Below are 25,648 nucleotides of genomic sequence, written 5' to 3'. Positions count from 1 at the left end.
AAGTTCGCAATTCTGGGCAATTCGCTGTCGTATTTTAAGATAAATGGTATTGACGGATCGGATAGAAATGCCGGTCAATTGGGTTGTGTCAGTAGCAGTAAAATCCATCGAAAAACATCGAATAAGTTGCCTGAACTTTGCTTCTCTGATTCGAGAACGAAAATAGTATCTGTTTTTGGCATTCATCTCAGAAAGTTAGCACACTTTAGTAAGTGCTTAACTTCCTAAGACCCTAACAAAAATATCGAAGGGGACAGATTCGTTTGTTAGGGAAGATTGCAAAATCTATCAAGACACGACTATAAACTCCATGGATCAACTGCATCGGCATGCACTCACCAGAAATCTTGAAATTCTGCAACGAGCGCTGCGCTTGCGCGCCCCATGATGCGACGGCGGGTAACTCGACCACGCCCATGGTGTCGCGTTCTTCACGGGTTTGCATGGGTAGTTACCTTATCAGATTGAGTAAATTTTGGATTTGTCATTCCGGCGAAGGCCGGAATCCAGAGAAATCAACGAACTGGACACCGGCTTTCGCCGGTGTGACGAATAATTCAGGATTTCCTTAATATTCAATTTGCTTACCAGATGTAGGCAACAGAACCGGTACTTGAAATTTAATTCTGCTAATTGAGCTGTTCTGCATTGCGCTTGAATTAGCGGGAGAAATTGATATTGACCCCATCACTGTCCCTTCTTCTGAAGTGGATTTTTCTTCAGAAACAGTCACTGCAACATCAAACTCAACATGTTGTAATGGAACGCCTGTTTCATGGCAATACGCATGCCCCACTGTTGAACTGCCAAGCCTGGCAGTAATAGGATTAACCTTTGCATTACAAGTATTGCCGAACTCTTGGGCAACCACCACTCCCTTGATTATCTGCTTCAAAGTTTCTGATACAAAATCATCTAAATTCATTGCTTACCTCAGTAAATTAACAATAAAGGAGCCAATCGACGCTATACTTCCTGCGTATGGAAGGCCACTGAGTAATGTTTTTACAACGGCTTTACTTGGACTCTCTTTGTTTGTTTGCGACTCAACTGCTTCAACAATCTCTAGTGCTTCGGCTTGTTCTTTTGGTGCTAGCTTTAAGCGTAATATTTCATCTCTTAACGCTTGGATATGCTCTCGAAGCTCTTGGCTGGAGTAGGCGATATTTATTGAGTTATCTGTTGAATTTTGATTTACACGCGCATTCGGGCCGCTGATATGATAAGTAATGTTTTGCACAGCTTTTTCTGCTTCAGGGAGTCCCAGCTTCTTCACATCCATTTGATAGCCAGCGGGAATTCCATGAAATCTCTCGTGAAACCCAGGGTCGATTACTTTGTATGTCTCCTCCGCACCGTTCGACATCTTTCGTTGAATAAGATCACCAGGTTCAATTATCACATCTGAGCGTTGAATAAAGATTTTCTGTTTTTGCACACTCGCCTTTATCCCCTCGATAGATTCGCCATTCTTTTTCAACAGTATCACCGTGTCTGTCAGAAGATCATCAAAGCTCATCTGAGGTCTCCTTTTATAACTTAAGCGAAGGGATCATCCACTTTTGGTCGACCCCTCTTCATTGCGGGGTTAGGGGTTTTTACGGTTATACGGAGATTGGTTTGTGGGTTTAAGCGACAATCCTATCTCAGATGCTTTGGCTTGCACTGCCTCTGCCGTGCGGCCAAGCTTCAAACCGGCAACACGAGTTGGGGTATTTTCTTTGGCAAGTGTTTTGAGTTGAGTGACATCTTGCTTTGTCCATTGCTTACCATGATTCGGAGGATTTTTGGCCATGATTAGTGCTCCTAAAAGAATAGAAACCGTATACCAAGCCTTATGCGACCTTGGTTTATCGCTTGCTAAAACTTCACATAACTGAACTGAAAAGCAACGCGAAGCATAGGAACGTACCAAGCGTGCGCTGCGCCTATTAGCAAACCCTCAATCCCAACTCAACGCCCCGCCCGTTTGATACTCGGTCACCCGCGTCTCAAAGAAATTCTTTTCTTTCTTCAGATCGATCATTTCCGACATCCACGGGAACGGGTTGTTGGCGTTCGGGTACAGCGCGTCCAGGCCGATTTGCTGGCAGCGGCGGTTGGCGATGTAGCGCAGGTATTCCTTGAACATCGGCGCGTTCATGCCGAGCACGCCGCGCGGCATGGTGTCTTCGGCGTAGCGGTATTCCAGCGCGACGGCTTTTTGCATCAGCGCGCTGATTTCGTCGCGGAATGCTTTGGTCCACAGGTGCGGATTTTCCATTTTGATCTGGTTGATGACATCGATGCCGAAATTGCAGTGCATCGATTCGTCGCGCAGGATGTATTGGTATTGCTCCGCCGCGCCGGTCATTTTGTTTTGCCGGCCCAACGCCAGGATTTGCGTGAAGCCGACGTAGAAGAACAGACCTTCCATGATGCAAGCGAACACGATCAGGCTTTTCAGCAATTGCTGATCGGTTTCCAACGTGCCGGTTCTGAAGTTGGGATTGGTCAGCGTGTCGATGAACGGAATCAGAAATTCGTCCTTGTCGCGGATCGACGATACTTCATGGTAGGCGTTGAAGATTTCGCCTTCGTCCAGGCCCAGCGATTCGACGATGTATTGATACGCATGGGTATGAATCGCTTCCTCGAACGCCTGGCGCAGCAGGTACTGGCGGCATTCCGGGTTGGTGATGTGGCGGTAGGTGCCGAGCACGATGTTGTTCGCCGCCAGCGAATCGGCGGTGACAAAGAAACCCAGATTGCGCTTGACCAGGCGGCGCTCGTCCTCGGTCAGGCCATTCGGGTCTTTCCACAGCGCGATGTCGCGGCTCATGCTGATTTCCTGCGGCATCCAATGGTTGGCGCAAGCACCGAGGTATTTATCCCAGGCCCATTTGTACTTGAACGGCACCAGTTGATTGACGTCCGCTTTGCAGTTGATGATGGATTTGTCCTCGACTGAGATGCGGCGGTTCGCGCTGCCCGCTACGTCTTGCGTGCCTTCCGCACCTAGCTGTTGGCTGGCGGTGCTGTGATCGCGGTCATCCTGCGCCGGTGTCGATAGCGGCAATTCAAAATCGTGCGCAGTGCGCGGCATGGCGTTGACCGGTGGTGTTTGCGGTTGTTGCGGTTCGTCTTCAAATGTCAGCATGGGGTTTACTCCTTTATTCATATTGTTGAGGAAACATCGATTAATTCAGCGTTTCCTGGTTGTTCTTTACTGGCAAGATTCGCAGCTCTCATCATCGATCGCGCAGTATTTGATTTCGACCGTGGATACTTCCACCGCGGCTTTGACCACGCCGCCATCGGACGGCACCGCGTTCAGCGAACCGGCGCGCACCGTGGATTTTTCCGCCGCCGTCGCGCCCATCGAACGCAGGTAATACGTCGTTTTGAGACCGCGCAGCCACGCCAGCTTGTAGGTTTCGTCCAGTTTCTTGCCGGATACGCCGCCCATGTAAATATTCAGCGACTGCGATTGGTCGATCCACTTCTGCCGCCGCGCGCCCGCTTCGATCAGCCAGCGCGGATCCATCTCGAACGCGGTGGCGTACAGCGTGCGGATATTGTCCGGAATGCGGTCGATTTTGCTGATCGCGCCGTCAAAATATTTCAGGTCAGCGATCATCACTTCGTCCCACAGATTGAGTTTTTTCAGATCGTTGACCAGCGACTTGTTGGCAATGGTGAATTCACCGGATAGATTCGACTTGACGTACAGGTTCTGATACGTCGGTTCGATACTGGCGGACACGCCGACGATGTTGGAAATCGTCGCGGTCGGCGCAATCGCCAGGCAATTGGAATTGCGCATGCCGTATTGCTGGATGCGCGCACGCAATGCGTCCCAATCCAGCGTCGCCGATAAATCGGCTTCGACAAAACCGCCACGCTCCTGGCGCAACACTTCCAGCGTGTCGTGCGGCAGGATGCCGCGATCCCACAGACTGCCTTTGTAGCTGCTGTAGCAGCCGCGCTCTTGCGCCAATTCGGTCGACGCCCAGTAGGCCTGATACGCCACCGCTTCCATCGAGCGATCGGCGAATTCCACCGCTTCTTGCGAGCTGTACGGAATACCCAGTTGATGCAGGCAATCTTGGAATCCCATGATGCCCAGGCCGACCGGACGGTGTTTCAGATTGGCGTTGCGCGCTTTGGCGACGGCATAGAAATTGATATCGATGACGTTGTCGAGCATGCGCATGGCAATGCGCACAGTGCGTTTCAGTTTGTCCAGATCGAGCGCGCCGTCCTTCAGATGCGCGAGCAGATTGACCGAACCGAGATTGCACACGGCGATTTCCTTGTCGTTGGTGTTCAACGTGATTTCGGTGCACAGATTCGAGCTGTGCACCACGCCGATATGGTTCTGCGGCGAACGCACGTTGCACGGATCCTTGAACGTGATCCACGGATGGCCGGTTTCGAACAGCATGCTCAGCATCTTGCGCCACAATTGCACCGCCGGGATTTTTTTGTACAGCGTCAGCTCGCCGCGCTCGATTTTCGCTTCGTAACCGAGATACGCTTGCTCGAATTGCTGGCCGAATTTTTCGTGCAAATCGGGCGTATCCGATGGCGAGAACAGCGTCCAGTCGCTGCCGTCCATGACGCGTTTCATGAATAAATCGGGAATCCATGTCGCGGTGTTCATGTCGTGCGTGCGGCGGCGGTCGTCGCCGGTGTTTTTGCGCAATTCCAGGAATTCCTCGATGTCCAGATGCCAGCATTCCAGGTACGCGCACACCGCACCCTTGCGCTTGCCACCCTGATTGACCGCCACCGCGGTGTCAGACACCACTTTCAGGAACGGCACCACGCCTTGCGATTTGCCGTTGGTACCCTTGATGCGCGCACCCATCGCCCGCACCGGCGTCCAATCGTTACCCAAGCCGCCGGCGTATTTGGCCAGCAACGCATTTTCCTTGATCGCTTCGTAAATGCCGTCGAGATCGTCCGGCACGGTGGTCAGGTAGCACGACGACAATTGCGAGCGGCAAGTGCCGGAATTGAACAAGGTCGGCGTCGAGCTCATGAAATCGAAACTCGACAACACGTGATAAAACTCGATGGCACGCGCTTCGCGGTCGATTTCATTCAACGCCAGCCCCATCGCCACGCGCATGAAGAATGCCTGCGGCAATTCGATACGGCGTTCCTTGATATGCAGGAAATAGCGGTCATACAGCGTTTGCAGCCCGAGATAATCGAACTGCAAGTCGCGATCCGCATCCAGCGCTTCGGACAAGCGCTTCAGGTCAAATTGCGCCAGGCGCGGATCGAGCAATTCGGCTTCGATGCCGCGCTTGATGAATACCGGGAAGTATTCTTGATACTGCGCGTGCATCGCCTGTTGCGTGACTTCCTCGCCCAGTACTTCGTGGCGCACGTTGTTCAATAACAAGCGCGCCGTGACATAGCTGTATGCCGGGTCTTTCTCGATCAGCACGCGCGCCGACAGCACCAGGGATTTGTTGACTTCATCGAGCGACACGCCATCGTACAGGTCCTTGACGGTGGCTTTCAGAATCAGCGCGGGATCGACGGTATTGCCCAAACCGGCGCAGGAGGATTCGATCAATGCGGATAACTTGGCGATGTCGAGCGGCACGCGCTGGCCGTTGTCGACGACATACAACGTTTCCGCTGCGGTCTCGGCGGCCGATTTCTGTTTCAGCTTGGCCCGTTCGCGTGTGCGCTCTTCGCGGTACAGCACATAAGCGCGCGCCACATCGTGTTCGCCGGAGCGCATCAACGCGAGTTCGACCTGATCCTGAATATCTTCGATATGGAACGTGCCGCCATCCGGCTGGCGGCGCAGCAGCGCATTCACCACATCGTTGGTCAACCCGGCCACCACTTCGCGCACCCGCACCGATGCCGCGCCCTGCCCGCCATCGACGGCGATAAACGCCTTGGTCAGCGCAACTGAAATCTTGCCCGGCTCGAACGACACCACCGCACCGTTGCGGCGGATGACTTTATGCTGGGAAAAACGGGGATTTTGCGCGGGTGTATCCATAAAACTTTGACTTCCGGAAACAGGTTTGAGGTGAGTTTGTTCTGTCGTAAGCTGCATCGGTGATTCCTCCTGACTGATGATTCATCAAAGAAAAATACAAATTTCTATTGATTCAATGGAATAGCATTATTTGAATAGAACCACAATATCTAGTGGTTGATGGAGAATGCTATGGCACTAATGGTACAACACAAATTATTTTTTGTGCAGGAAAATTTTGCGGATTTTTTAATTTGGAATCAAAAAATCGATCATCTTTTGATTAAGATTAATTGCTATCAGGCAGTTAAGATTACACTGATGTGTGATGCTAATTTGCAACGGTTGTCGAAAATTAGGGACCTGCCAGATTTATGATGAATTCAGCAATCGCAATTTCCGGCGGATGATGCGAGCACCGACCAGGTCGTTACCCCTGCCATTTCACTTAAAAACTTCCCGGCGTCTGGTGTTTTCCTAGCGTACGAAGCAGCTATTCAGATTGGCCGCCTTTTTGGCATATTTCCAGCAATTCTCGATTATTCAACAATGTGATGCTAAAAACTCTGCAAGAGTTTTATTACAGAAATGTTACAAATTACTGATTGCACATTATTTTTCACCGAAAATGTATAATAAAAATATGATTTCAATTTTGCCTGTGAGTTTAGTATGAGCGTCACATCAAATTCACGATGGAGTGTTCTATGAAGTTCAATACCCCGCTGCGTTACCCCAAAGGAAGAAGCAATATACCAAGCTTTTTTAAAATAATTTTTGCGCACAATGATTTACTGGATGGACATTATGTTGAGCCCTATGCTGGAAGCGCAGGGATCGCACTGAACTTACTCACGCACGGTTACGTGTCTCGTGTCCATTTAAACGCTGCAAATCCTGCGGTATACGCTTTTTGGCACAGCGTCATCAATCAGCCTGAAGCGCTTTGTAAAGCTATTCACGATATTAAAATAACAACAGAAGAATGGCAGCGGCAACAAGATATCTTGCGTTCTCCTGAAAATCACAGCGCACTCGAAGTGGGCTTCTCAATCTTCTTTCTAAATCGGATCAATCGGTTAGCGATTCTATACGGAGATGTTACTGATGGAAAAAGCCAAGGCAAGCGCTGGAAGTTTGATGCCCGCTTTAATAAGTTAGATCTGATTCGCGGCATTGAATGGATTGCGCTGCATCGTTCATTCATTCATTTATATAACCAAGATGCTACCGGCTTAATTAAAACAGTATTACCGTCACTGCCGGATAAAACACTCGTTTACTTTGATATTCCCTGCCATACCGAAGAACGAGGTCTTCATCACGATCACGACTCTCATCATGATCGAGTGAGTTTGGCAAAATTAATCAAGGAAAATATCTTGCAGCACTGGATAGTTTCATATCCTAATCATCCAGGAATTATGGAGCTGTACAAAGGTTATCCCGCTATTATCTATGATACTTCCAGCAATGCACGAAATCGCCCCGAAGATTCTGAAGTCATGATTTTCAGTAATCGATTGATCATTCCTGACTGGAAAAATCCATCCAATTTAAAAACCGCTTAACATTTAAGCGCGCAGCTCTCTACCAATGCCAGTTAATCGAAATGGGCTGCCACAATCCGTCTTCACGGTCTTTGCAGCAATTCGAGGGAAAAGAATCTCACACCTTTGTCCCAGATAACAGAATGGGGGCTCATACCCCCATTCTGTTATCGATAAAACCTAAATTATAGCGATGATAACTTTCTACGACGCACCATAAATCCCAATAAGCCCAGTCCAGCTAACAACATTGCATAGGTCTCCGGTTCTGGAATTGCTGCTACTGCTTGAGGAAGAAAAATAGATCCTCCAAGATCCGTATCCTTGAAACCAATCACGAAAAACTGATTATCCCCAGCAATGGTTGAAAAATCATTGTCATTCGCTAAGATGAGCGTGTGGTAAGTTTCCGCGCCAACGATGACGTCATCGCCAAAAGCCGCGCCTTCCAGCTTGGCCGGGATATTCGCATCCGTAATTCCATTCGCATTGAGCAGCGCTCTGATGTCGAGGAACAGGCTCTTATCCGGGTGTCCCTGATTGGCTAACAAATTGGCTTCGCCGCTCATTCCGCTGATGTCGGTAGCACCATTCAAATCAACCTTCCATAATTGTTTGATCGCTGCTTTTGAACCGTCGCCCAATCCCTTGCCATCCCGCTCAAGGACTAAGAATTCATGATTATTAATGGCAAGTATTTCACTGCTATTGTAATTTTTAGTGCCAATCTGGTTATCGTAGGCAAATTCGTGCGTTGCGCCAGTAACAATATCTATCGAAACAATGCGGTTGGCTCGTCCGCCGTCACCGCCATCCTGCAGCAATGGACTTTGCATAAAACCGAATAGCGTTGTGCCATCCGGAGAAATAGCCAGTCCTTCCATACCTTTGTTGGCAACCCGGCCAGTGACGTTGCCACTGATCTCAGTAGCGCCGCTTGAACTTAGGTTAGCAGCAGCTAAATTGTCCGGCAAGGTAAACGATTTGATCCGCTCGCCGGTTTGACGGTCGAATTGGTAAACGTAAGGGCCGTATTCATCCGAGATAAATATGCTTTTACCGTCGTTTGAGACGCGAATGCCTTCCGGGTCAAGTCTTCCATTATTGGGATTGAGTGAGTTGCCCGCCGCAAAATTATCCGAACGGCCGCTGAAATAATTGATCGTTGCTGTGTTTGACGAAGGCGCGGCGCCGCTTGCATAGTTTAGAGGCGTGGTGCTTGAAAGCAGAGTGGTGCTGTTTAAAGCGGTTGTCACTGTGAGAGGAAGCGTGGTGCCTGCCGAATAGCTTAAGCTAATTGTATGAAAACGGGAAATATAGGATGTCGTGTTATCCACGGTACTTCCTCCGGCATAGGCGAGTGCATTTGGTCCCCTATCCGGCAACGCCAAGAACGTATTGTTGCCGGCATATGCAAAACCAGAACCCATTCCGCCAAGTAGGCTAGCAGACGTTCCACTTTCAAGTGTATCTGTCAAACCTGACAAATCACTTCCGGTTCCTGGAAGATTACCGATACCTAGCAATACGGGCGCTGCATTGGCAATCGGTACTACGAATGAAATTGCCAAAAGCGTTGGCAGAATTATTTTTGATTTTTGTTTGAAAATTATCATAGTCATTTCCTACGAAGTTCGATGAAATTCAGTCATTTGATAAGTAATCTTGATACTGTAAAGACGTGCAATTTTTACACGCCGGAATGACAGCAGCATGACAAGAACATGAACCGGATCAGATCTTTTCAATGGCATAAACTAGGCTTTCAGCACAAACTTGCGCATGCTTTTTCAACCTCATCGGTTAATTAAGCCCGCATAGCAATTTCTGAGAATTGTCATTCAGGCGTAACAGTCAATTGAATAAAATTCATTTTTTATAAAAACAAATGAAATTGCTGACCAAGGAAATAGAAATGTTAACCACAAAACAAGTATCAGAAATATTGGGTTGCTGCGCTATTACAGCCAAGCGAAAGTTGGAAAATGCTGGCATCAAAGCCAAAATGCAAACATCAATAAATGGCAATCGAAGAAAACATTTTTTTGACATCACTGAGCAGCAATTGCATGAATTAATTTTAAAGCAGAGAAAAAACGCAGGGAAAAGGGTGTTGCAGCAAGCCGTATCGCTGCGTGCATTGGAATCTATGTTTAACAGGCAATTACGAATGTAATCAATACCCGGCCTAACGGGAAGCGAATGGTTACGGGATTCCGGAACGACTTACAGCGTAATGATGATCTTTATACGATAGCGGCAGGCTTCTGCTCTCTTTCCGGCCTGAAAGAGCAAACAAGCCACGGATCAGATGAGTGATGCTAGTTTTGGCAGAATAAGAAACCTGGCCCAGCTATTGTGCCAGTAGCTTATCCAATTGATTGGCAAATACTTTACGGTCATTTTGGTTCATGGTGGCCTGACCGCCGGTATCAACGCCACTGTTGCGCAGGTTTTCCATGAAATCCCGCATGCTTAAACGCGCGCCGATATTTTCCTTGGTGTACAGTTCTCCGCGCGGACTCAGTACCAAACCTTCCTTCCGGATCACTTCCGCCGCCAGGGGAATATCGCTGGTAATCACCAGATCGCCGCTTTCCACTCGTTTGACGATTTCATTGTCGGCCACGTCAAATCCGGATTCGACTTGCTGCATGCGGATAAACGGCGATGGCGGGATGTAGAGGGGATGATTGGCGATCAGTATCAACTGCCGTTTCGTTCGTTCGGCTGCTCTGAAGAGAATTTCTTTAATGACGACCGGGCAGGCATCCGCATCAATCCATATTTTCATTGCTGATCGTCCCGGTCATATTTGTGAAACCATCAGGAACGTTTTGTTTCATCTTCCAGCACCTTCGGCACGGCGGCTTTCAGGTAATAAAACATCGACCACAGCGTTAACACGGCGGCAATATAAATAAACCAAGTGCCGACTTGCTGCGGATCGAAATGTTCGCCGATTTTCTCATGGTACAGTAGCAGCGGAATGGCGATCATTTGCGACGTGGTTTTGATTTTGCCGAGGAATGATACCGCGACGCTTTTCGATTGGCCGATTTGCGCCATCCATTCGCGCAATGCCGATACGGTAATCTCCCGCCCGATGATCACAAAAGCGATGGGTGCATCCAGCCGTTCCAGATAAACCAGCACGATCAAAGCCGCGCAAACCATCAGTTTATCGGCGACTGGATCGAGAAAAGCGCCGAATGCCGAGGTTTGGTTTAAAACCCGCGCCAGATAACCATCCAGCCAATCGGTTATCGCCGCACCGGCAAAAATGAGCGTCGCCACTAAATTTTGCTGCGCAGGCGACAGCCAGTCGTGCGGCAGATAGAAAATACCGACAAACAGCGGAATGGCCAGGATGCGCAGCCAGGTCAGAATATTAGGAAGGTTGAAAGGCATGTTGATATGAAATGGATTGTTTAACGGGAAGCCGTCCGGATGGCTATCCAGCTCGAAATTAATGTAATTCCTTATAGATTTTTTCCGCCAATTTCCGGCTGATTCCCTCAGTTTGTTGTAATTCTTCAATGCTCGCGGTCAACACGCCCTTCAATCCGCCAAACCGGCCCAGCAATTGCTGCCTGCGCTTGGCGCCAACACCCTCGATATTCTCCAGCGTTGAACTGGTGCGGGCTTTGGCGCGCCGGCCACGATGACCTTGTATCGCAAAACGGTGCGCTTCGTCGCGGATTTGTTGAATCAGGTGTAATGCCGCATGCTCGCTGGGCAATTGTAACGGCTTTTCGAACAGCGGAGAAATCAATTGTTCCAACCCGGGTTTGCGTTCTTCGCCCTTGGCGACACCCAGCAAGTTGGCGTCGGAGATACCGAGCTCCTGCAATGCTTCCTGCGCCGCCGTCACCTGCCCTTTGCCGCCGTCGATCAGAATCAGATCGGGCAATTGCCCTTCGCCGCTGACCACTTTCTGATAGCGCCGCGACAATGCTTCGTGCATCGCGGCATAATCGTCGCCGGGCGTTATGCCGTCGATGTTGTAGCGGCGGTATTCGTTATTGCGCATGGCAAAATTATCGTACACCACGCACGACGCCACGGTTGCTTCGCCGAGCGTATGACTGATGTCAAAGCATTCGATGCGCTGGATTCCCGGCATCTGCAATTCCTGCTGCAACGCTTGCAAACGCTTTTCCTGGCTGGCATGGCGGCTCATCATTTGTTTCAACGCCAGCTGTGCATTCTCGATGGCCATGTTGAGCCACACGCGCTTCTCGCCGATCGGATTGAGCTGGATGGTGATTTTGTGTCCGCATTGCTCGGTCAGCAATTGCTGCAACGCTTCGCGTTCGATTTTCTCGCCCAGAATAATCAACGGCGGCGCGCTGCGATTCAAATAATGCTGCGCCAGGAACGCTTCGACCACATTAGCTGCGCTGTAATCATCGGCATTTTGCGGGAAAAAACTCTTGTCGCCCAAATGCCGTCCGCCGCGGATCATCGCCAAATTAACACACGCTTTGCCGGAGCCGTCCGGCGATAGCACACAAGCGACGACATCCGCATCGAGCGCTTTGCCGCTATCGACAAACTGTTTCTCGCGGATGCGCCGCAACGCCTGGATCTGATCGCGCAATAGCGCAGCCTGTTCGTACTCCATGCGCTCGGACGCTTGCTGCATCTTGGCGTTGATCACTTCCATCACTTCCGTTTGCTTGCCTTGCAAAAACAATTCGGCATTGTTGACGTCCGCCTGATATTCCTGCGGGCTGATCCGATGGATACACGGGCCGCTGCAACGCTTGATCTGATACAGCAGACAGGGCCGCGTGCGGTTGCTGAACACACTGTCTTCACAGGTGCGCAAGCGGAAGATTTTTTGCAGCAACTGGATGCTTTCGCGCACGATACCGGCGTTCGGATACGGCCCGAAATACTGGTGTGTTTTATCCAGCGCACCGCGGTAAAACCCCAGGCGGGGAAATTCGTGCCCGCTCAGGATCACGTACGGATAAGATTTATCGTCGCGAAACAGAATGTTGTAGCGCGGCTTCAGGCTTTTAATCAGATTGTTTTCCAGCAGCAGCGCTTCGGCTTCCGAACGGGTGACCGTGGTTTCAATCCCGCTCACCTGCGACACCATCAATTGCGTTCTGGGCGCCAGATTACTTTTCTGAAAATACGAAGAAACCCGCTTTCTCAGGCTCACCGCTTTGCCGACATAGATCACTTCGCCTTTGGCGTTGAGCATGCGGTAAACGCCCGGTTGCAACGGCAAGTCCCGGCAAAACGCCTTGGCGTTAAAGACGGTGTCGGTCAAACCGCTTAATCCTCGCTGCCGAGCAGTTTTCCCGCGACCGCCCAGTTTTCATCGGGTAGTTCGTCAAAGCAAATGTAGGTGTACGATTTCGGTTTCTTGGCGATGCGTTCCAGCGTATCGGTCAGCTCCTCGGCGATCTGCCGTTTTTGCTCGCGCGTTAAGGTTCCCGCCACGCGGATATTGACGTAAGGCATGTAAAGTTTCTCCTTCTTAATGGATTGTTATGACTGAAGTTCAGCAACGATGTTAGCAAACACTTGCTCGAACATTTCTGCCGTTAAGCGTTTGGTTTGCGTATTGTAGCGGCTGCAATGGTAACTGTCATAAAGCCGTACGCCATTGCCCGGCGGTAACTGATGCACCTGGCCGTGACCGAACGGATAATCCTTTGCTTTCAGCCGCAAGCTCAACAGCACCGCCTGATGTGCCACCGTACCCAGCGCCAGCACGGCGGCACCGCCTTGTTGCACAAACTGATCGAGTTCAACCGACAAATATTGATTGCATTGCTTGATCTCTTGCGGAACCGGCTTATTCTCCGGCGGCAGGCATTTCACTGCATTGGTGATGCGGCAACCGATCAGTTGCAATCCATCATCGGCCGATACCGATTCATGACGGGTGGCGAAACCGTATTTATGCAAGGTTTGATACAGCAAAATTCCGGCATAATCACCGGTAAACGGCCGCCCGGTGCGGTTAGCGCCGTGCATGCCGGGCGCCAGGCCGACGATCAGCAGTTTGGGGTTCGCATCGCCAAACGCGTTGACGGGGCGCGCATGATAATCCGGGTATTGCGCTTTCACCGTTTGCAAAAAACCGGACAAGCGCGGGCATTGCGTGCAATCCAGGATATTCAAACTGTCGCAGGCGGGTGTTAAAGAATCATTGGTCATGAAGAAAACCGGAAAAATGGGTTAGCCGTAGCGGCTCAATCAAGTCGCGAATAGACTGCATTATCGCCCGCATGCGTTATAAATCAAACCATGGAATGAAAGATCACAGTAGCTGTTTCACAATCCGCCGGATGGCGCTATCTTCCTGGCTGATGCTTGCTTCGAATCCAAGCCGGTGCACCAGCTCCAGCATTGATCGATTGGTTGCCAGCACTTCGCCTTCCATGACTTTGATACCTTTGGCGCGGGCGGCATCAAACAGGCAATTCATCAGCTTGTTGCCGATGCCTTTGTTCTGCCATTCGTCCGCCACAACCAGGGCAAACTCGCAGGATTGGCCATCGGCGCTCGCCACATAGCGGCATACGCCCAACTCTTTTTCCCGGTTATCGTGTTTCAGTACGGCGATGAGCGCCATTTCACGGTCATAATCAATTTGCGTGAAACGCACCAGCATGCTTTGCGAAAGCTCTTGCAGCGTATCCATGAAGCGGAAATATTTTGCCTCGGCGGACAATCCGCGTACAAACTCCTGCTCTATTTCCGCATCTTCCGGGCGTATCGGCCGGATTGTCAGGCCGGTGCCGTCCGGCAATTGCCAGCGCGTGATCAAGTGAGCGGGATACGGATGAATCGCCATATGCACATAGCGATCGGCAGAGGGTTGTAGATAATCCACCACAATGCGCGCGTCGACGGCGCACGCGCCGTTTTCATCGACGATCAGCGGGTTGATATCCATTTCCTTGATCCACGGTAATGCGCACACCATTTCCGATATGCGCAGCAAAATGCTTTCCAGCGCCGCCATGTCGACGGCTGGCATGTGACGGAAAGTGTTCAGCAGTTTGGCGATCTGTGTGCGCTGAATCATATCCTTCACCAAGAAACCATTCAGCGGCGGCAAAGCCACGGTGCGATCGCCCAGCACTTCGACCAGTACACCGCCCGCGCCGAACGTAATGACCGGACCAAATACTACATCCGTCGTCACACCGGCCATCAACTCCCGGCCATTGGGTTTAACAACCATCGGTTCGACGACGATGCCGTCGATTCTTGCGCCGGGATTTTTCTTTTGCACCGATTGTATGATGTCGTGATACGCCGCGCGGACCGCTTGCGCATTACCGAGATTGAGGCGGATTCCACCCACATCGGACTTATGCGTGATATCCGGCGAGTTGATTTTCATCACAACCGGAAAGCCGAATTCTTCCGCAATCAACAGAGCTTCGTTCGGAGAACGCACCACCACGGTTTTGGCGATCGGAATGCGAAATGCTGCCAGAATGGCTTTCGATTCAATTTCGGACAGAATCTTGCGATGCTCCGCCAGCGCGCCTTCAATCAGCAAGCGTGCGCCTTCTTCGTCCGGCACGTCATGGTCGGAAATCGAGCCAGGTGTTTGCAGCAGCAGCTTTTGATTCTGGTAATAAGCAGAGATAAAGGAAAACACTTCGACGGCGGGTTCCGGCGTGCGGAAATTGGGGATTCCTGCCCGGTTGAACGCTTGCCTGCTGGCATCGACCTGCACTTCTCCCATCCAGCAAGCAATAAGCGGTTTGTCGAACTGCGCGGCCATCGCAATGATCGTATTGGCTACTTCCAGCGGCTGGGTCATCGCCTGCGGCGTCAGAATCACCAGCACGCCGTCCACACCATCATCCTGCAAACAGTGTGCGACTGCATGGCGATAACGTTCCGCAGTTGCATCGCCGATGATATCGAGCGGATTGCCGTGCGACCACGTATTCGGCAAAACCGCATTCAATTGCGCTAACGTGCTGTCGGACAACGTAGCCAGTGTCACGCCCAAGTCAGCCGCCCGATCCGCCGCCATGACGCCGGGGCCGCCGCCGTTGGTGACGATGGCCAGCCGGTTGCCTCCGGGACGGAAATGGGTTGAGAGCGCCTTGGCCGCAGAAAATAATTGCACGATGGTGTCGACCCGGACCACCCCGGCGCGCTGCAAGGCCGCATCGAATACATCGTCCGAGCCGACCAGCGCGCCGGTATGAGAAAGCGCCGCCTTGGAACCCACCGCGTGACGGCCCGCTTTGACGATGAAAATGGGTTTGATCCGCGCCACCGCGCGCAACGCACTCATAAAGCTGCGGGCATACTGCACACCTTCGATATACAGCAAAATACTTTCGGTGTGCGGGTCGGATGCGAGGTAATCGAGAATCTCGCCAAAATCCATGCCCGCAGCGGAACCCATCGAAATGATACTGGAAAAACCGACATCGTTGGGCTTAGCCCAATCCATGATAGCGGTGCAGAATGCGCCGGATTGTGAAATCAGCGCCAATCCGCCCGCCTTCGCGCCGCCGTTGCTGAAGGTGGCATTCAATCCCGACGCCGGGCACAAAATGCCCAGACAATTCGGCCCGATCAGCCGCATGCCGTAACGCCGGGCATTTGCAACCACGGCGTGCTCCAACGCGACGCCCTGCGATCCAGTTTCCCTGAATCCCGCCGACAATACCAATGCAAAACGCACACCGCGTTTGCCGCACGATTCGATGATATCCGGCACCGTCGCGGCCCGGGTGATGATGACTGCGAGATCGACCGGCTCAGCAATCGACTCAATGCTGGCATAAGCGGGAAGACCCTGGATCTCAGCGTGATTCGGATTCACCGGATAAAGCTGACCTTGGTAGCCACTATCCAGCATATTCTTAAATACGACGCCGCCGACCGAATCCAATCGGCTGCTGGCACCGATCACGGCTACGGAACGCGGGGAGAAAAGCAGGCTAAGGTAATGTTTACTCATTGATTGGCCCCTATCAATTCAGGAAGGTACGACAGAATACCGGGAGAAATCCGTTTCCGCTTCAGCAGCCAATCTAATTCGATCGAATCAGTCCATCAATCGGCAGCGATGTTGGAATCTAAGCGTTACATCCGGGTGAGCGGAAGATGAGTAACCGCGTTTTCCGGTTTAGCCGTATTTCTTGCGGTTACGTCTGCGCCGGTTGTGTGCGCGCCGTTGTTCATCCTCGGTTGGCGGAGCGGGCTTTTTGTCGGCGTAGGGATTGTGCCCGACTTTAAAATCGACGCGCAACGGCGTGCCTTTGAGTTCAAAAGTCTCGCGAAACGTGTTTTCGAGATAGCGCCGGTAAGTTTCCGGTACATGTTGGAGCATGCTGCCGTGCACGATGATCAACGGCGGGTTGGAGCCGCCTTGATGCGCGTAACGCATTTTCGGACGGGACATGCCGCCGCGCGGCGGCGGGTGCTTTTCAACCGCGGCTATCAATGCGCGCGTCAGTTTCGGCGTCGGCAAATGCGCCATGGCCGCGGCATAAGCCGTATCGATCGAAGGCAGCAGATTCTTCATGCCGGTGCCGTGCAACGCGGAAATGTAGTGCAATTGCGCGAAGCTTAGAAAAGCCAGTTTACGGTTTAATTCGCGTTTAATCGTATCGCGCTGATAGTCGTCCAGACCATCCCATTTGTTTACTACAATGACCAGCGCACGTCCTGTTTCCAGGATGAATCCGGCGATATGTGTGTCCTGATCGGAAATTTCATTGCGAGCATCCAGCACCAGCACGACGACATTGGCGTCTTCAATCGTTTGCAGCGTCTTGATGACGGAGAATTTTTCGACAGTTTCATGCACTTGACCGCGGCGGCGCAATCCGGCCGTATCAATCAGCGTGTATTGTTTGTCTTTGTACGTAAAGTCGATATAGATGCTATCGCGCGTCGTGCCCGGCTGGTCGAAGGCGATCACCCGCTCTTCACCAAGCAGCGTATTGACCAGCGTAGATTTTCCGACATTCGGACGGCCCACGATGGCAATTTTGGGATGCTTACTTTCAGGCGTTTCTTCTTCGGCATCCGGAAAATCCATCAAGGCCAGATCGGCAAGTTCCTGGATGTTATCGCCGTGCATGGCTGAAATTGCACAGGGATCACCCAAACCTAATTCATAAAACTCCGCCGTGACGACGGCGGTTGCCATACCTTCGGTTTTATTCACCACCAGCAGAATCTTTTGCCCGGATTTGCGCAATTGCTCGGCGATAATTTTATCGTGCGCGGTCACACCCTGACGGCCGTCGACGATGAACATGACTTTGTCCGCTTCGTCAATGGCTTGCAGCGTCTGCTTAGCCATGGCGTGCAGAATGCCTTCCTTGATAACTGGCTCAAGACCGCCTGTATCCATGACCAAATAGGGCTTATCCCCTACTCGACCTTGACCGTAATGCCGGTCCCGCGTCAAACCGGGAATATCCGCGACGATAGCATCGCGCGTGCGCGTCAGGCGGTTGAATAAGGTCGATTTGCCGACATTCGGACGGCCAACCAGAACAAGAGTGGGTTTCATGATATTTACTGCTACCGTAACACGTTATGTGTCGTCAAATGGAAAGAATGAAGCTGCTAGAATTGCGTGCTGAAAGCGTAAACACCGCCCTTTGTTGTCTGCACCACAAAACCATCCGGCAAAACACTGGCCGCATTATGAATCACACTGCCGTCGGTGGCGGAGCGGGCCACCAATGCGCCATCATAATTGCGCAATACATTAACAAAGCCCTGATCGTCCGCGACCACAATATACTGCCCGATGATCACAGGCCGGGTTAATTTCTTACTCCCCAGGCGGCTTTGTTTCCACATGCCAGCGCCGCTCATCAGATCGTAGGCCGCCACCACGCCGTTATCCTCGGTTACATACACATAATCGTTGTCCATCACCAAGCCCGCGCTGCTGGAGGATTCGCGCGACCAGATGTACGCGCCGTCGTTAATCGCAAAGCAGGCAACACGCCCTTGGTACGCAACCGCGCAGACGAGGCGATTGTTAATCACCGGCGCGCTGGTGATATCGGTCATGCGCTCCAATTCGGTTACGCCACGCGGTTGCGAAACGGCGACTTCCCAGCCAATGTTGCCGTTGAACAAGCTCATCGCAACCATTTTTCCGCCTGGAAAACCGGCAAATATGGCGCCATGTGCCAGTGTTATTCCGGCCGTGCTGCGCACCGTCAATGACGGCGTCGCACCTTGGTAAATCCATTTCCGCTTACCATCGATGGCATCCAGTGCAAATATACGGCCATCAACAGTGCGTACGGCCACGATATTATTCTGCACTTGCGGCGGACTGAGGATTTCGCTGGTGACCGACGCTTGCCATAACATATGGCCGGATTCATTATAAGCAAGTACTTCGCCTTTGAAGGTTCCGATCAGGATCAATCCTTCGCCAATACCCACGCCGGCAGAAAATTTGTTTTTGGATTTGACCTGCCACTCTTGTTTACCCGTTGCGGCGTTATATTTGGTCAGTTTACCGGCTTCATCGGCAACATAGACTGCGCCATTATCGTACGCGGTATAGAAGGAAGCGATCTCATTTTCACCCACTTTATTTTTCCACTTCAGCGGAATACGATCGGCTGCCTTTAAAGCGGCCAATTCTTCCTTCTCATAGACGATCGGCTCATCGGTGATCATCAGATCGGATATCCCCGTGCTCATCGATTCGATGACACGCATATCGAAGGGGTTGAACGTGCTGCAACCTGACAGCAAGAGCGCAACAATCAACCAGGAAGGAAATAATCGCCCGGATCGGGTGAGACTCAACAAAACAGCCACTTTAGCAACGGATCTAATCGGAATCGCCCAACGCGTCCAGTTTCATTTGGACGATATTGAAGTAATTGTTACTTTTACTCATTTTATCAATCGCTTCCTGATAACTCAGCTTAGCCTCGGCAATCTTTCCGGCTGCTACTTGAATATCGCCCTTGCGATCCAAATACAATCCGGCGAAAGTTTTACCATGCCCAGCGCTCAACAAGCGTAATGCTTCATCGTACTTTCCTTCGTCCAATAAGATGCCGGATATTCTTAAGCGCGCCAGATCATGCATTTCAGTTTCTTTGGCGTGATCGATAATCCATTGCAGGGTTTGTATGGCACGCTTGTTATTGCCCGCCTGAACATCGGCTTGCGCGGCGATCAGCGCCGCCCGGGGTGCATAGCCGCTGGATGGATAGCCTGTTGTCAGCAGTTGCGCGGCATCGTTGATTTTTGCGGCATCCTCGCTGGTTTGCACTTGCTGCAATAAAGCGTACAAATCGGCCGCTTGCAGTGCCTGCTTTTGCTGATAATACTGCCAGGCCTTCGTACCGCCTGCCGTGACAAGAACAGCAATCAAAAAAATGGAAATCGTATTGCCGTACCGATTCCACCACGCAGCGAATCCTTCAATTCTTTCCTGATCTTCGTGAGAATATGCCATGGTATTTCCCTGATTAGTGCTAATTTATTGATGATAAAATTACTTAGTAATTAATTCAGTAACGGTGTTTAATTTCACCCTTGCCTGTTCGACCGGTTCACGCAACGGCTTAAGCGTCACTTCTTGCGCCTGACATTCATCATCGCCGATAATCATGGCATAGCGCGCGCCGGAGCCATCGGCCTTTTTCATTTGCGATTTGAAACTGCCGCCGCCGCAATGCAAAATGACATCAAACCCTTCATCGCGGAGAAATTCAGCGCATGTCCAGGCGTAATCCATCGCCTGACCCCCTTGGTGGACAATATAAATATCCGGCGCCGGTTGCGCAATTTCCTTACCGCATTCCTGCATCAATGCCAGCAAGCGTTCGATACCCATGGCAAAACCGCATGCCGGTGAAGGCTTGCCGCCTATTTGCTCAATCAAACCATCGTAGCGCCCGCCCGCGCATACTGTGCCTTGTGCGCCGAGCTTATCGGTGACCCATTCAAAAACGGTGCGATTGTAATAGTCAAGACCTCGGACCAAGCGCAGATTAATTTCAAAGTTAATGCCCCGCGCCCGCAGAATATGCTGCAAATACTCAAAATGACTGAGCGATTCAGCGTCCAGATCATCCATCAGCTTGGGCGCATTGTTGATAATATCCTGCATGCCTGGATTCTTGCTGTCGAGTATACGCAACGGATTGGTATGTAAGCGTCTCAGCGCATCTTCATCCAGCGCATCACGGTGCTGTTCAAAGTATTTGATCAATCGGGTACGATGCAGCGCGCGCGACTCGGCGTTGCCCAATGTGCTGATTTCCAGCCGTAAACCAGAGATCCCCAGTAAATCCCACAAACGCGCGCACATCACGATCAGCTCCGCATCGATATCCGGTCCGGCATAACCCAATGCTTCCACACCAACTTGATGAAATTGCCGGTAGCGGCCTTTTTGCGGACGCTCATGGCGGAACATCGGACCGGCATAATACAAGCGCTGCGGACTGGAATATAACAAGTTATGTTCGATCACAGCACGCACGCATGAAGCCGTGCCTTCCGGCCGCAACGTTAAGCTGTCATTGTTGAGATGATCCACAAAGGTATACATCTCTTTCTCAACAATATCAGTAACTTCTCCAATGGATCGAATAAATAAATCGGTTTGTTCGACGATCGGGGTACGGATGTTACGGTAACCATACGCGGCAAGCCATTGCTGCACCGTTTGTTCAAAATACGCCCAGAGATAGGATTCATCCGGCAGGATGTCGTTCATCCCGCGGATTGCTTTAACACCATTAGCCATCAGACAGCTTTTCTCGGATACTTTTCGCTGACATATCGATCGACAATCGCGCGGAATTCGTTGGCGATATTATCGCCTTTCAAGGTGACGGTTTTTTGTCCGTCCACGAATACCGGCGCCACCGGATTTTCACCGGAACCCGGCAAGCTGATACCGATATTGGCATGTTTGCTTTCACCCGGACCGTTCACCACGCATCCCATTACAGCCAGTGACATATTTTCTACGCCATCGTATTGCTCGCGCCACACCACCATTTCATCACGCACATACGCTTGAATGCTTTCCGCCAATTCTTGGAAATACGTGCTGGTGGTACGGCCGCACCCCGGGCAAGCCGCCACCAGCGGAACAAACGCGCGCAATCCCATCGTTTGCAAAATCTCCTGTGCAACAATCACTTCGCGCGAACGGCTGCCACCCGGTTCCGGTGTCAACGAGATACGAATCGTATCGCCGATGCCTTCCTGCAGCAGCACGGCCAATGCCGCCGTGGATGCCACGATCCCTTTAGAGCCCATGCCGGCTTCGGTCAATCCCAGATGCAACGCATAATCACAACGCGCAGCCAATTCGCGATAGACCATAATCAAGTCCTGCACACCGCTGACTTTGCACGATAAAACAATCTTATTGCGGTTCAAGCCGATTTCTTCCGCCTTTGCCGCGCTTTCCAGCGCCGAGGTGATCAGCGCTTCGCGCATGACGTATTTGGCATCTTGCGGATCGCTGGAAGCAGCATTCTCGTCCATGATGCGCGCCAGCATTTCCGGATCGAGGCTTCCCCAGTTGACGCCGATACGTACCGGTTTGTCATATTTACACGCAGTCTCAATCAATGTCGCGAATTGTTCATCACGTTTCTTGCCGTGACCGACATTTCCCGGATTGATACGAAATTTCGCCAGAGCCTTGGCGCAATCGGGATAACTGGTCAGCAGTTTGTGGCCGTTGAAGTGAAAATCACCAACCAGAGGCACATGGCATCCCATATCATCCAAACGCGCACGAATTCCGGCTACCGCCTTCGCCGCTTCCATCGAATTGACGGTGATACGCACCAGTTCGGATCCGGCGCGCGCCAATTGCGCAACTTGGTCGGTTGTGGCAACTTCGTCAACCGTATCCGTATTTGTCATGGATTGCACTACGACCGGCGCACCGCCACCCAGCATGATAGAACCAATCCGGACACCCACACTGGATCGGCGATTTATTGCAGAACTATTCTCAGGCATAATTTAATTGTATTAAGATCAAAAGATTACAGGCATTTTTATTCGAGCGTGAAACGCGCGGTTCCACCTTGTTTCTTGTAGGATGAAATATCGATTTCCTTGTCATTATAGGTGAGATTGACACCTGATGCATTGCCAATGACCAGGGATAGCGGCCGCTTACCCGTAACAATCTGCTCGCTGCCGCTCTTTTTGAGCTGCTCGAACACGGTCACACCTTTGCCATCCACCACTTTAATCCATGAATCCGCAGTGAGTTTGAAATATAAATAACCGGTATTTTTATCGAAAGCAGCGGTTTTTTCAGTTTTCTCAGTTTTTTCAACAGCGGATTTATTTTCTGGCGCGCTTTCAGTTTTTGCATCCGCCTGAGCCACTGTATTTTCCGTGGCCGGAACCGGATTATTGACTTCCGATGGCTTATTGGCTGGTGAGTCGGATGTATTGGATGTATTTTTAACCACTCCCGGCAAAGGCAGCTGAATTTCCACTGAGGCTGTGGCGGATTCCGTTTTCTTTTCTTCACTTTCGGCGCTGATATCAGAATTTTTATTCCAGCCACCGTTTTCAAACAGGAAATATGCACCCAGGATAATGACAAACAAAATGATCGCGATGATTAATGAATGATTGCCGGGTTTCTCGCGATTCGAGGAAAACGATATTTGTTTGTTCTTAAACGGCGTACGCTCGTAAGTCGATATTACCCGGGTCGATTCGGGAAGCATTTGCAGCAGCGGAACGGGATTCAACTGCACCAGATTGGCATAATTGCGGATGAAGCCGCGCAAGAAGGTCCGTCCGGGTAATTTCTCAAAATCTTCTTTTTCAATCGCTTCAATTTGTTGCGCCGACAACCGCAATTGCCGCGATACATCATCAATACTCAAGCCTTTGGCCGTTCTCGCATTACGCAGCAAGTGTCCGACGCTTTGTACGACACTCGCCGAATCAATAGCGACGAATTCATTTCTGGCCTGATTATTGTCAAATGAAGTATTCATGCTGTTGTAATTATTATTCGTTTGCAGTTGCTTTTGATGACTATTCAAACCGGAAGCCAGCGGACTGAAATCATCCACGGGTTTATCAGATGACAGCTCGATTGTTTCCGTCGCGGTCATCTGCACATTTCCATGCGTCACTGGATCCGGTGACGCATTCTCTGGAAACGAACCATTATCGCTGCTCTTTTCATCAGTCATCGTCATTATCTCATCCTTCCTTCTCGAACCATGGCCGTTTCTTTAGATTCCGGAAAATGTTTCTGCAACTGAAAAATGTAACTTTCAGCGGCTAATTGATTACCCATCGCTTGTTCAATCTTTATCGCCATCAGCAGACTCTCTGCTGTTTGCGTGTTATTTTGCAAAAACAGTGCAAGCTTGGATTTTGCTTCGGCTAAATTGCCGCGTTGAAAATCGATATCAATCAATCCGATCGCTGCGGGTGCATAATTGGACTTTAGGGATAATGCTTTTTGTAAAAAAACTTTTGCTTCAGTGTAATTCTGGCGCTTAGCCTCGCAAATCCCGGCATTGGTATAAGACATCTCCGGTGTTGCGTAAAGTGGATCTTTAGCAGCCATCATAAAATGATCTATGGCTTGATCCATGCGTTGCGAAAAACGCTGGCACAAGAACCATCCGTAGTTATTGCGAATTTCCGAATTCCTCGGCGCCAAACGAATAGCGCGCTCAAAATTATCCAGTGCTTTGCTATCTTCATTCAGCGTCATATTAATCAGCCCCAGCACATTGTAGGCAAGCGCATAATTGGATTGCGCTTTTAATGCTTCGTTTACTTCCTCGATCGCTACATCCAGCTGGCCGCGATAGAAATATTCCGCTGCCAGTTCCGTATGAATCTTCGCGCTTTGAAAAGCCCGGTCCGAGTTTGCTTGAACCGGCATTCCGTTATTCGTTGACTGTTGCACGCACCCACTAAACCCTATCAGAAATTGCAGCAGTATGAAAAAAAATAACAGCTTTTTTTTCACTGCATCGCCTCTGTCTTGAAATTAGCCGTGCGGCGTGTTTTGTCTTTTACCTGCCCGGCAAGCTGGCCGCAGGCCGCCGCAATATCGTCACCACGGGTTTTCCGTACCGTAGTCACCAATCCCGCTTGCATCAATATCTCGCGGAAAATCCGCACAGCTTCGGCGCTTGAGCGCTTGAAACCGGAACCCGGAAATGAATTGAACGGAATTAAATTAAATTTGCACGGAACATCCTGCACCAGTTTTATAAGCTCGCGCGCATGTGCAGTGCTGTCATTCACACCGTCCAGCATGACATACTCAAACGTGATGAAATCACGCGGCGCTGATGGCAGATAGCGCTGACAGGCAGCCAACAGCTCTTTGATCGGATATTTCTTATTGATCGGCACCAGTTGATCGCGTAACGCATCGTTCGGCGCATGCAAGGAAATCGCCAAAGCGACCGGGCAACGCTCGCGCAATCGATCGATGGCGGGCACCAGCCCGGATGTACTGACCGTGACGCGCCGGCGCGAAAGACCATAAGCATGGTCATCCAGCATGATGTCCAGCGCGATTACCACATTATCAAAATTGGCCAGCGGTTCACCCATGCCCATCATCACCACATTGGTCACAGCTCTGTTTGCGTGGGATGCATGGTCACCGGTATTCAATCCAACCGTTTTGTTGGCAATCCACAGTTGCCCGATGATCTCCGCCACTGTTAAATTACGATTAAAGCCTTGTTTTCCCGTTGAACAGAAAGTACAAGCCAAAGCGCATCCTACCTGACTGGAAACGCATAGCGTGCCGCGATTTGCTTCCGGTATGAAGACAGTTTCTATGCCATTGCCGGAGCCGACGGATAGCAGCCATTTGCGAGTACCGTCTGCAGCGACGTGATCAGAAGTGATCTGTGGCAATTCGATAACCGCCATCGCAGCGAGTTTTTCACGCAAACTTTTTGCCAAGTCGCTCATCGCAGCAAAATCAGCGGTACCGGACTGATGGATCCAGTGCAGCAGCTGCTTTGCACGAAAAGGTTTCTCGCCTATTCCGGTGCAAAGATCAGCCAGACCTTTGCCATCGTAATTTAACAGATTGATTGTCACTATTGAGCTA

At 50.8% G+C, this 25,648-nt stretch carries 23 protein-coding genes and 1 pseudogene; 2 read left to right on the top strand and 22 right to left on the bottom strand.

All coding sequences use genetic code 11. From position 1 onward, the window contains the following. The 7 genes and pseudogenes from DU481_RS08170 to DU481_RS08140 form a co-directional block, all read right to left on the bottom strand. Positions 1-186, bottom strand: a pseudogene (locus tag DU481_RS08170) (IS1595 family transposase); the annotation flags it as partial. Between the two features lie 46 nt (positions 187-232). Further along, positions 233-445 (bottom strand): hypothetical protein, encoded by a 213-nt coding sequence (locus tag DU481_RS08165; protein WP_350133679.1) that lies wholly within the window; start codon positions 443-445, stop codon positions 233-235. 123 nt (positions 446-568) lie between these two features. Next, positions 569-925: a hypothetical protein gene (locus DU481_RS08160; protein ID WP_350112968.1), complete on the bottom strand. Its 357-nt coding sequence runs from the start codon at positions 923-925 to the stop codon at positions 569-571. Positions 926-928: 3 nt separating this feature from the next. Continuing rightward, positions 929-1,519 (bottom strand): hypothetical protein, encoded by a 591-nt coding sequence (locus DU481_RS08155; RefSeq protein ID WP_350133676.1) that lies wholly within the window; start codon positions 1,517-1,519, stop codon positions 929-931. Positions 1,520-1,588: 69 nt separating this feature from the next. Beyond that, the gene (locus DU481_RS08150) at positions 1,589-1,795 is read right to left on the bottom strand and encodes a hypothetical protein (protein WP_350133675.1); all 207 of its coding nucleotides are present in this window, start codon (positions 1,793-1,795) and stop codon (positions 1,589-1,591) included. Between the two features lie 147 nt (positions 1,796-1,942). Further along, the gene (locus DU481_RS08145) at positions 1,943-3,139 is read right to left on the bottom strand and encodes a ribonucleotide-diphosphate reductase subunit beta (RefSeq protein ID WP_350133674.1); all 1,197 of its coding nucleotides are present in this window, start codon (positions 3,137-3,139) and stop codon (positions 1,943-1,945) included. A 66-nt stretch (positions 3,140-3,205) separates the two neighbouring features. After that, positions 3,206-6,070: a ribonucleoside-diphosphate reductase subunit alpha gene (locus tag DU481_RS08140; RefSeq protein WP_350133673.1), complete on the bottom strand. Its 2,865-nt coding sequence runs from the start codon at positions 6,068-6,070 to the stop codon at positions 3,206-3,208. Positions 6,071-6,699: 629 nt separating this feature from the next. On the opposite strand from DU481_RS08140, the gene DU481_RS08135 reads away from it, so the two are divergent. Then, positions 6,700-7,563, top strand: coding sequence for a DNA adenine methylase (locus tag DU481_RS08135; protein ID WP_350133672.1), 864 nt, complete (start codon positions 6,700-6,702; stop codon positions 7,561-7,563). 164 nt (positions 7,564-7,727) lie between these two features. On the opposite strand, the gene DU481_RS08130 is transcribed toward DU481_RS08135, so the two are convergent. Next, positions 7,728-9,158 carry an esterase-like activity of phytase family protein gene (locus tag DU481_RS08130; protein ID WP_350133671.1) on the bottom strand — a complete coding sequence of 477 codons (1,431 nt, stop codon included), beginning with the start codon at positions 9,156-9,158 and terminating at the stop codon, positions 7,728-7,730. Between the two features lie 299 nt (positions 9,159-9,457). On the opposite strand from DU481_RS08130, the gene DU481_RS08125 reads away from it, so the two are divergent. Beyond that, positions 9,458-9,718 carry a hypothetical protein gene (locus tag DU481_RS08125; protein ID WP_350133670.1) on the top strand — a complete coding sequence of 87 codons (261 nt, stop codon included), beginning with the start codon at positions 9,458-9,460 and terminating at the stop codon, positions 9,716-9,718. A 177-nt stretch (positions 9,719-9,895) separates the two neighbouring features. Here DU481_RS08125 and DU481_RS08120 read toward each other — a convergent pair whose 3' ends face one another. From DU481_RS08120 to rlmN, 14 genes are all read right to left on the bottom strand, one after another. Then, positions 9,896-10,336, bottom strand: a complete 441-nt coding sequence (locus tag DU481_RS08120) for a YaiI/YqxD family protein (protein WP_090315898.1) — start codon at positions 10,334-10,336, stop codon at positions 9,896-9,898. A gap of 32 nt (positions 10,337-10,368) precedes the next feature. Further along, a complete protein-coding gene (gene pgsA, locus DU481_RS08115; RefSeq protein ID WP_107803214.1) occupies positions 10,369-10,953 on the bottom strand; it encodes a CDP-diacylglycerol--glycerol-3-phosphate 3-phosphatidyltransferase in 585 nt (194 codons plus the stop codon). Positions 10,954-11,011: 58 nt separating this feature from the next. Next, a complete protein-coding gene (gene uvrC, locus DU481_RS08110; protein ID WP_350133669.1) occupies positions 11,012-12,829 on the bottom strand; it encodes an excinuclease ABC subunit UvrC in 1,818 nt (605 codons plus the stop codon). A 5-nt stretch (positions 12,830-12,834) separates the two neighbouring features. After that, on the bottom strand, positions 12,835-13,023 hold the full coding sequence (locus tag DU481_RS08105; RefSeq protein WP_090315907.1) for a tautomerase family protein: 189 nt from the start codon (positions 13,021-13,023) through the stop codon (positions 12,835-12,837). 27 nt (positions 13,024-13,050) lie between these two features. Then, a complete protein-coding gene (locus tag DU481_RS08100) occupies positions 13,051-13,725 on the bottom strand; it encodes a uracil-DNA glycosylase (RefSeq protein WP_350133668.1) in 675 nt (224 codons plus the stop codon). A gap of 103 nt (positions 13,726-13,828) precedes the next feature. Beyond that, complete coding sequence (locus DU481_RS08095; RefSeq protein ID WP_350133667.1) at positions 13,829-16,510, bottom strand: bifunctional acetate--CoA ligase family protein/GNAT family N-acetyltransferase; 2,682 nt, start codon at positions 16,508-16,510, stop codon at positions 13,829-13,831. Positions 16,511-16,678: 168 nt separating this feature from the next. Further along, positions 16,679-18,076, bottom strand: coding sequence for a ribosome biogenesis GTPase Der (der, locus tag DU481_RS08090; protein WP_350133666.1), 1,398 nt, complete (start codon positions 18,074-18,076; stop codon positions 16,679-16,681). Between the two features lie 56 nt (positions 18,077-18,132). Beyond that, positions 18,133-19,344: an outer membrane protein assembly factor BamB gene (gene bamB, locus DU481_RS08085; protein WP_350133665.1), complete on the bottom strand. Its 1,212-nt coding sequence runs from the start codon at positions 19,342-19,344 to the stop codon at positions 18,133-18,135. Positions 19,345-19,369: 25 nt separating this feature from the next. Next, positions 19,370-20,005, bottom strand: a complete 636-nt coding sequence (locus tag DU481_RS08080) for a YfgM family protein (RefSeq protein ID WP_090315913.1) — start codon at positions 20,003-20,005, stop codon at positions 19,370-19,372. A 39-nt stretch (positions 20,006-20,044) separates the two neighbouring features. Continuing rightward, a complete protein-coding gene (gene hisS, locus DU481_RS08075) occupies positions 20,045-21,304 on the bottom strand; it encodes a histidine--tRNA ligase (protein WP_350133664.1) in 1,260 nt (419 codons plus the stop codon). After that, positions 21,304-22,542 carry a flavodoxin-dependent (E)-4-hydroxy-3-methylbut-2-enyl-diphosphate synthase gene (gene ispG, locus DU481_RS08070; protein WP_350133663.1) on the bottom strand — a complete coding sequence of 413 codons (1,239 nt, stop codon included), beginning with the start codon at positions 22,540-22,542 and terminating at the stop codon, positions 21,304-21,306. The genes hisS and ispG overlap by 1 nt, the downstream gene beginning before the upstream one ends. Before the next feature lie 38 nt (positions 22,543-22,580). Next, a complete protein-coding gene (locus tag DU481_RS08065; RefSeq protein ID WP_350133662.1) occupies positions 22,581-23,753 on the bottom strand; it encodes a RodZ domain-containing protein in 1,173 nt (390 codons plus the stop codon). Further along, on the bottom strand, positions 23,753-24,541 hold the full coding sequence (gene pilW, locus DU481_RS08060) for a type IV pilus biogenesis/stability protein PilW (protein ID WP_350133661.1): 789 nt from the start codon (positions 24,539-24,541) through the stop codon (positions 23,753-23,755). Before pilW ends, DU481_RS08065 begins: the two co-directional genes overlap by 1 nt. Beyond that, positions 24,538-25,638 (bottom strand): dual-specificity RNA methyltransferase RlmN, encoded by a 1,101-nt coding sequence (gene rlmN, locus DU481_RS08055; RefSeq protein ID WP_350133660.1) that lies wholly within the window; start codon positions 25,636-25,638, stop codon positions 24,538-24,540. The genes pilW and rlmN overlap by 4 nt, the downstream gene beginning before the upstream one ends. Positions 25,639-25,648: the final 10 nt, after the last annotated feature.

It is taken from the genome of Nitrosomonas sp. (genome assembly GCF_040240425.1).
GTDB lineage: Bacteria > Pseudomonadota > Gammaproteobacteria > Burkholderiales > Nitrosomonadaceae > Nitrosomonas.
Note: the sequence above shows the minus strand (reverse complement) of the source record. Positions and strands in the feature narration are given on the sequence as shown.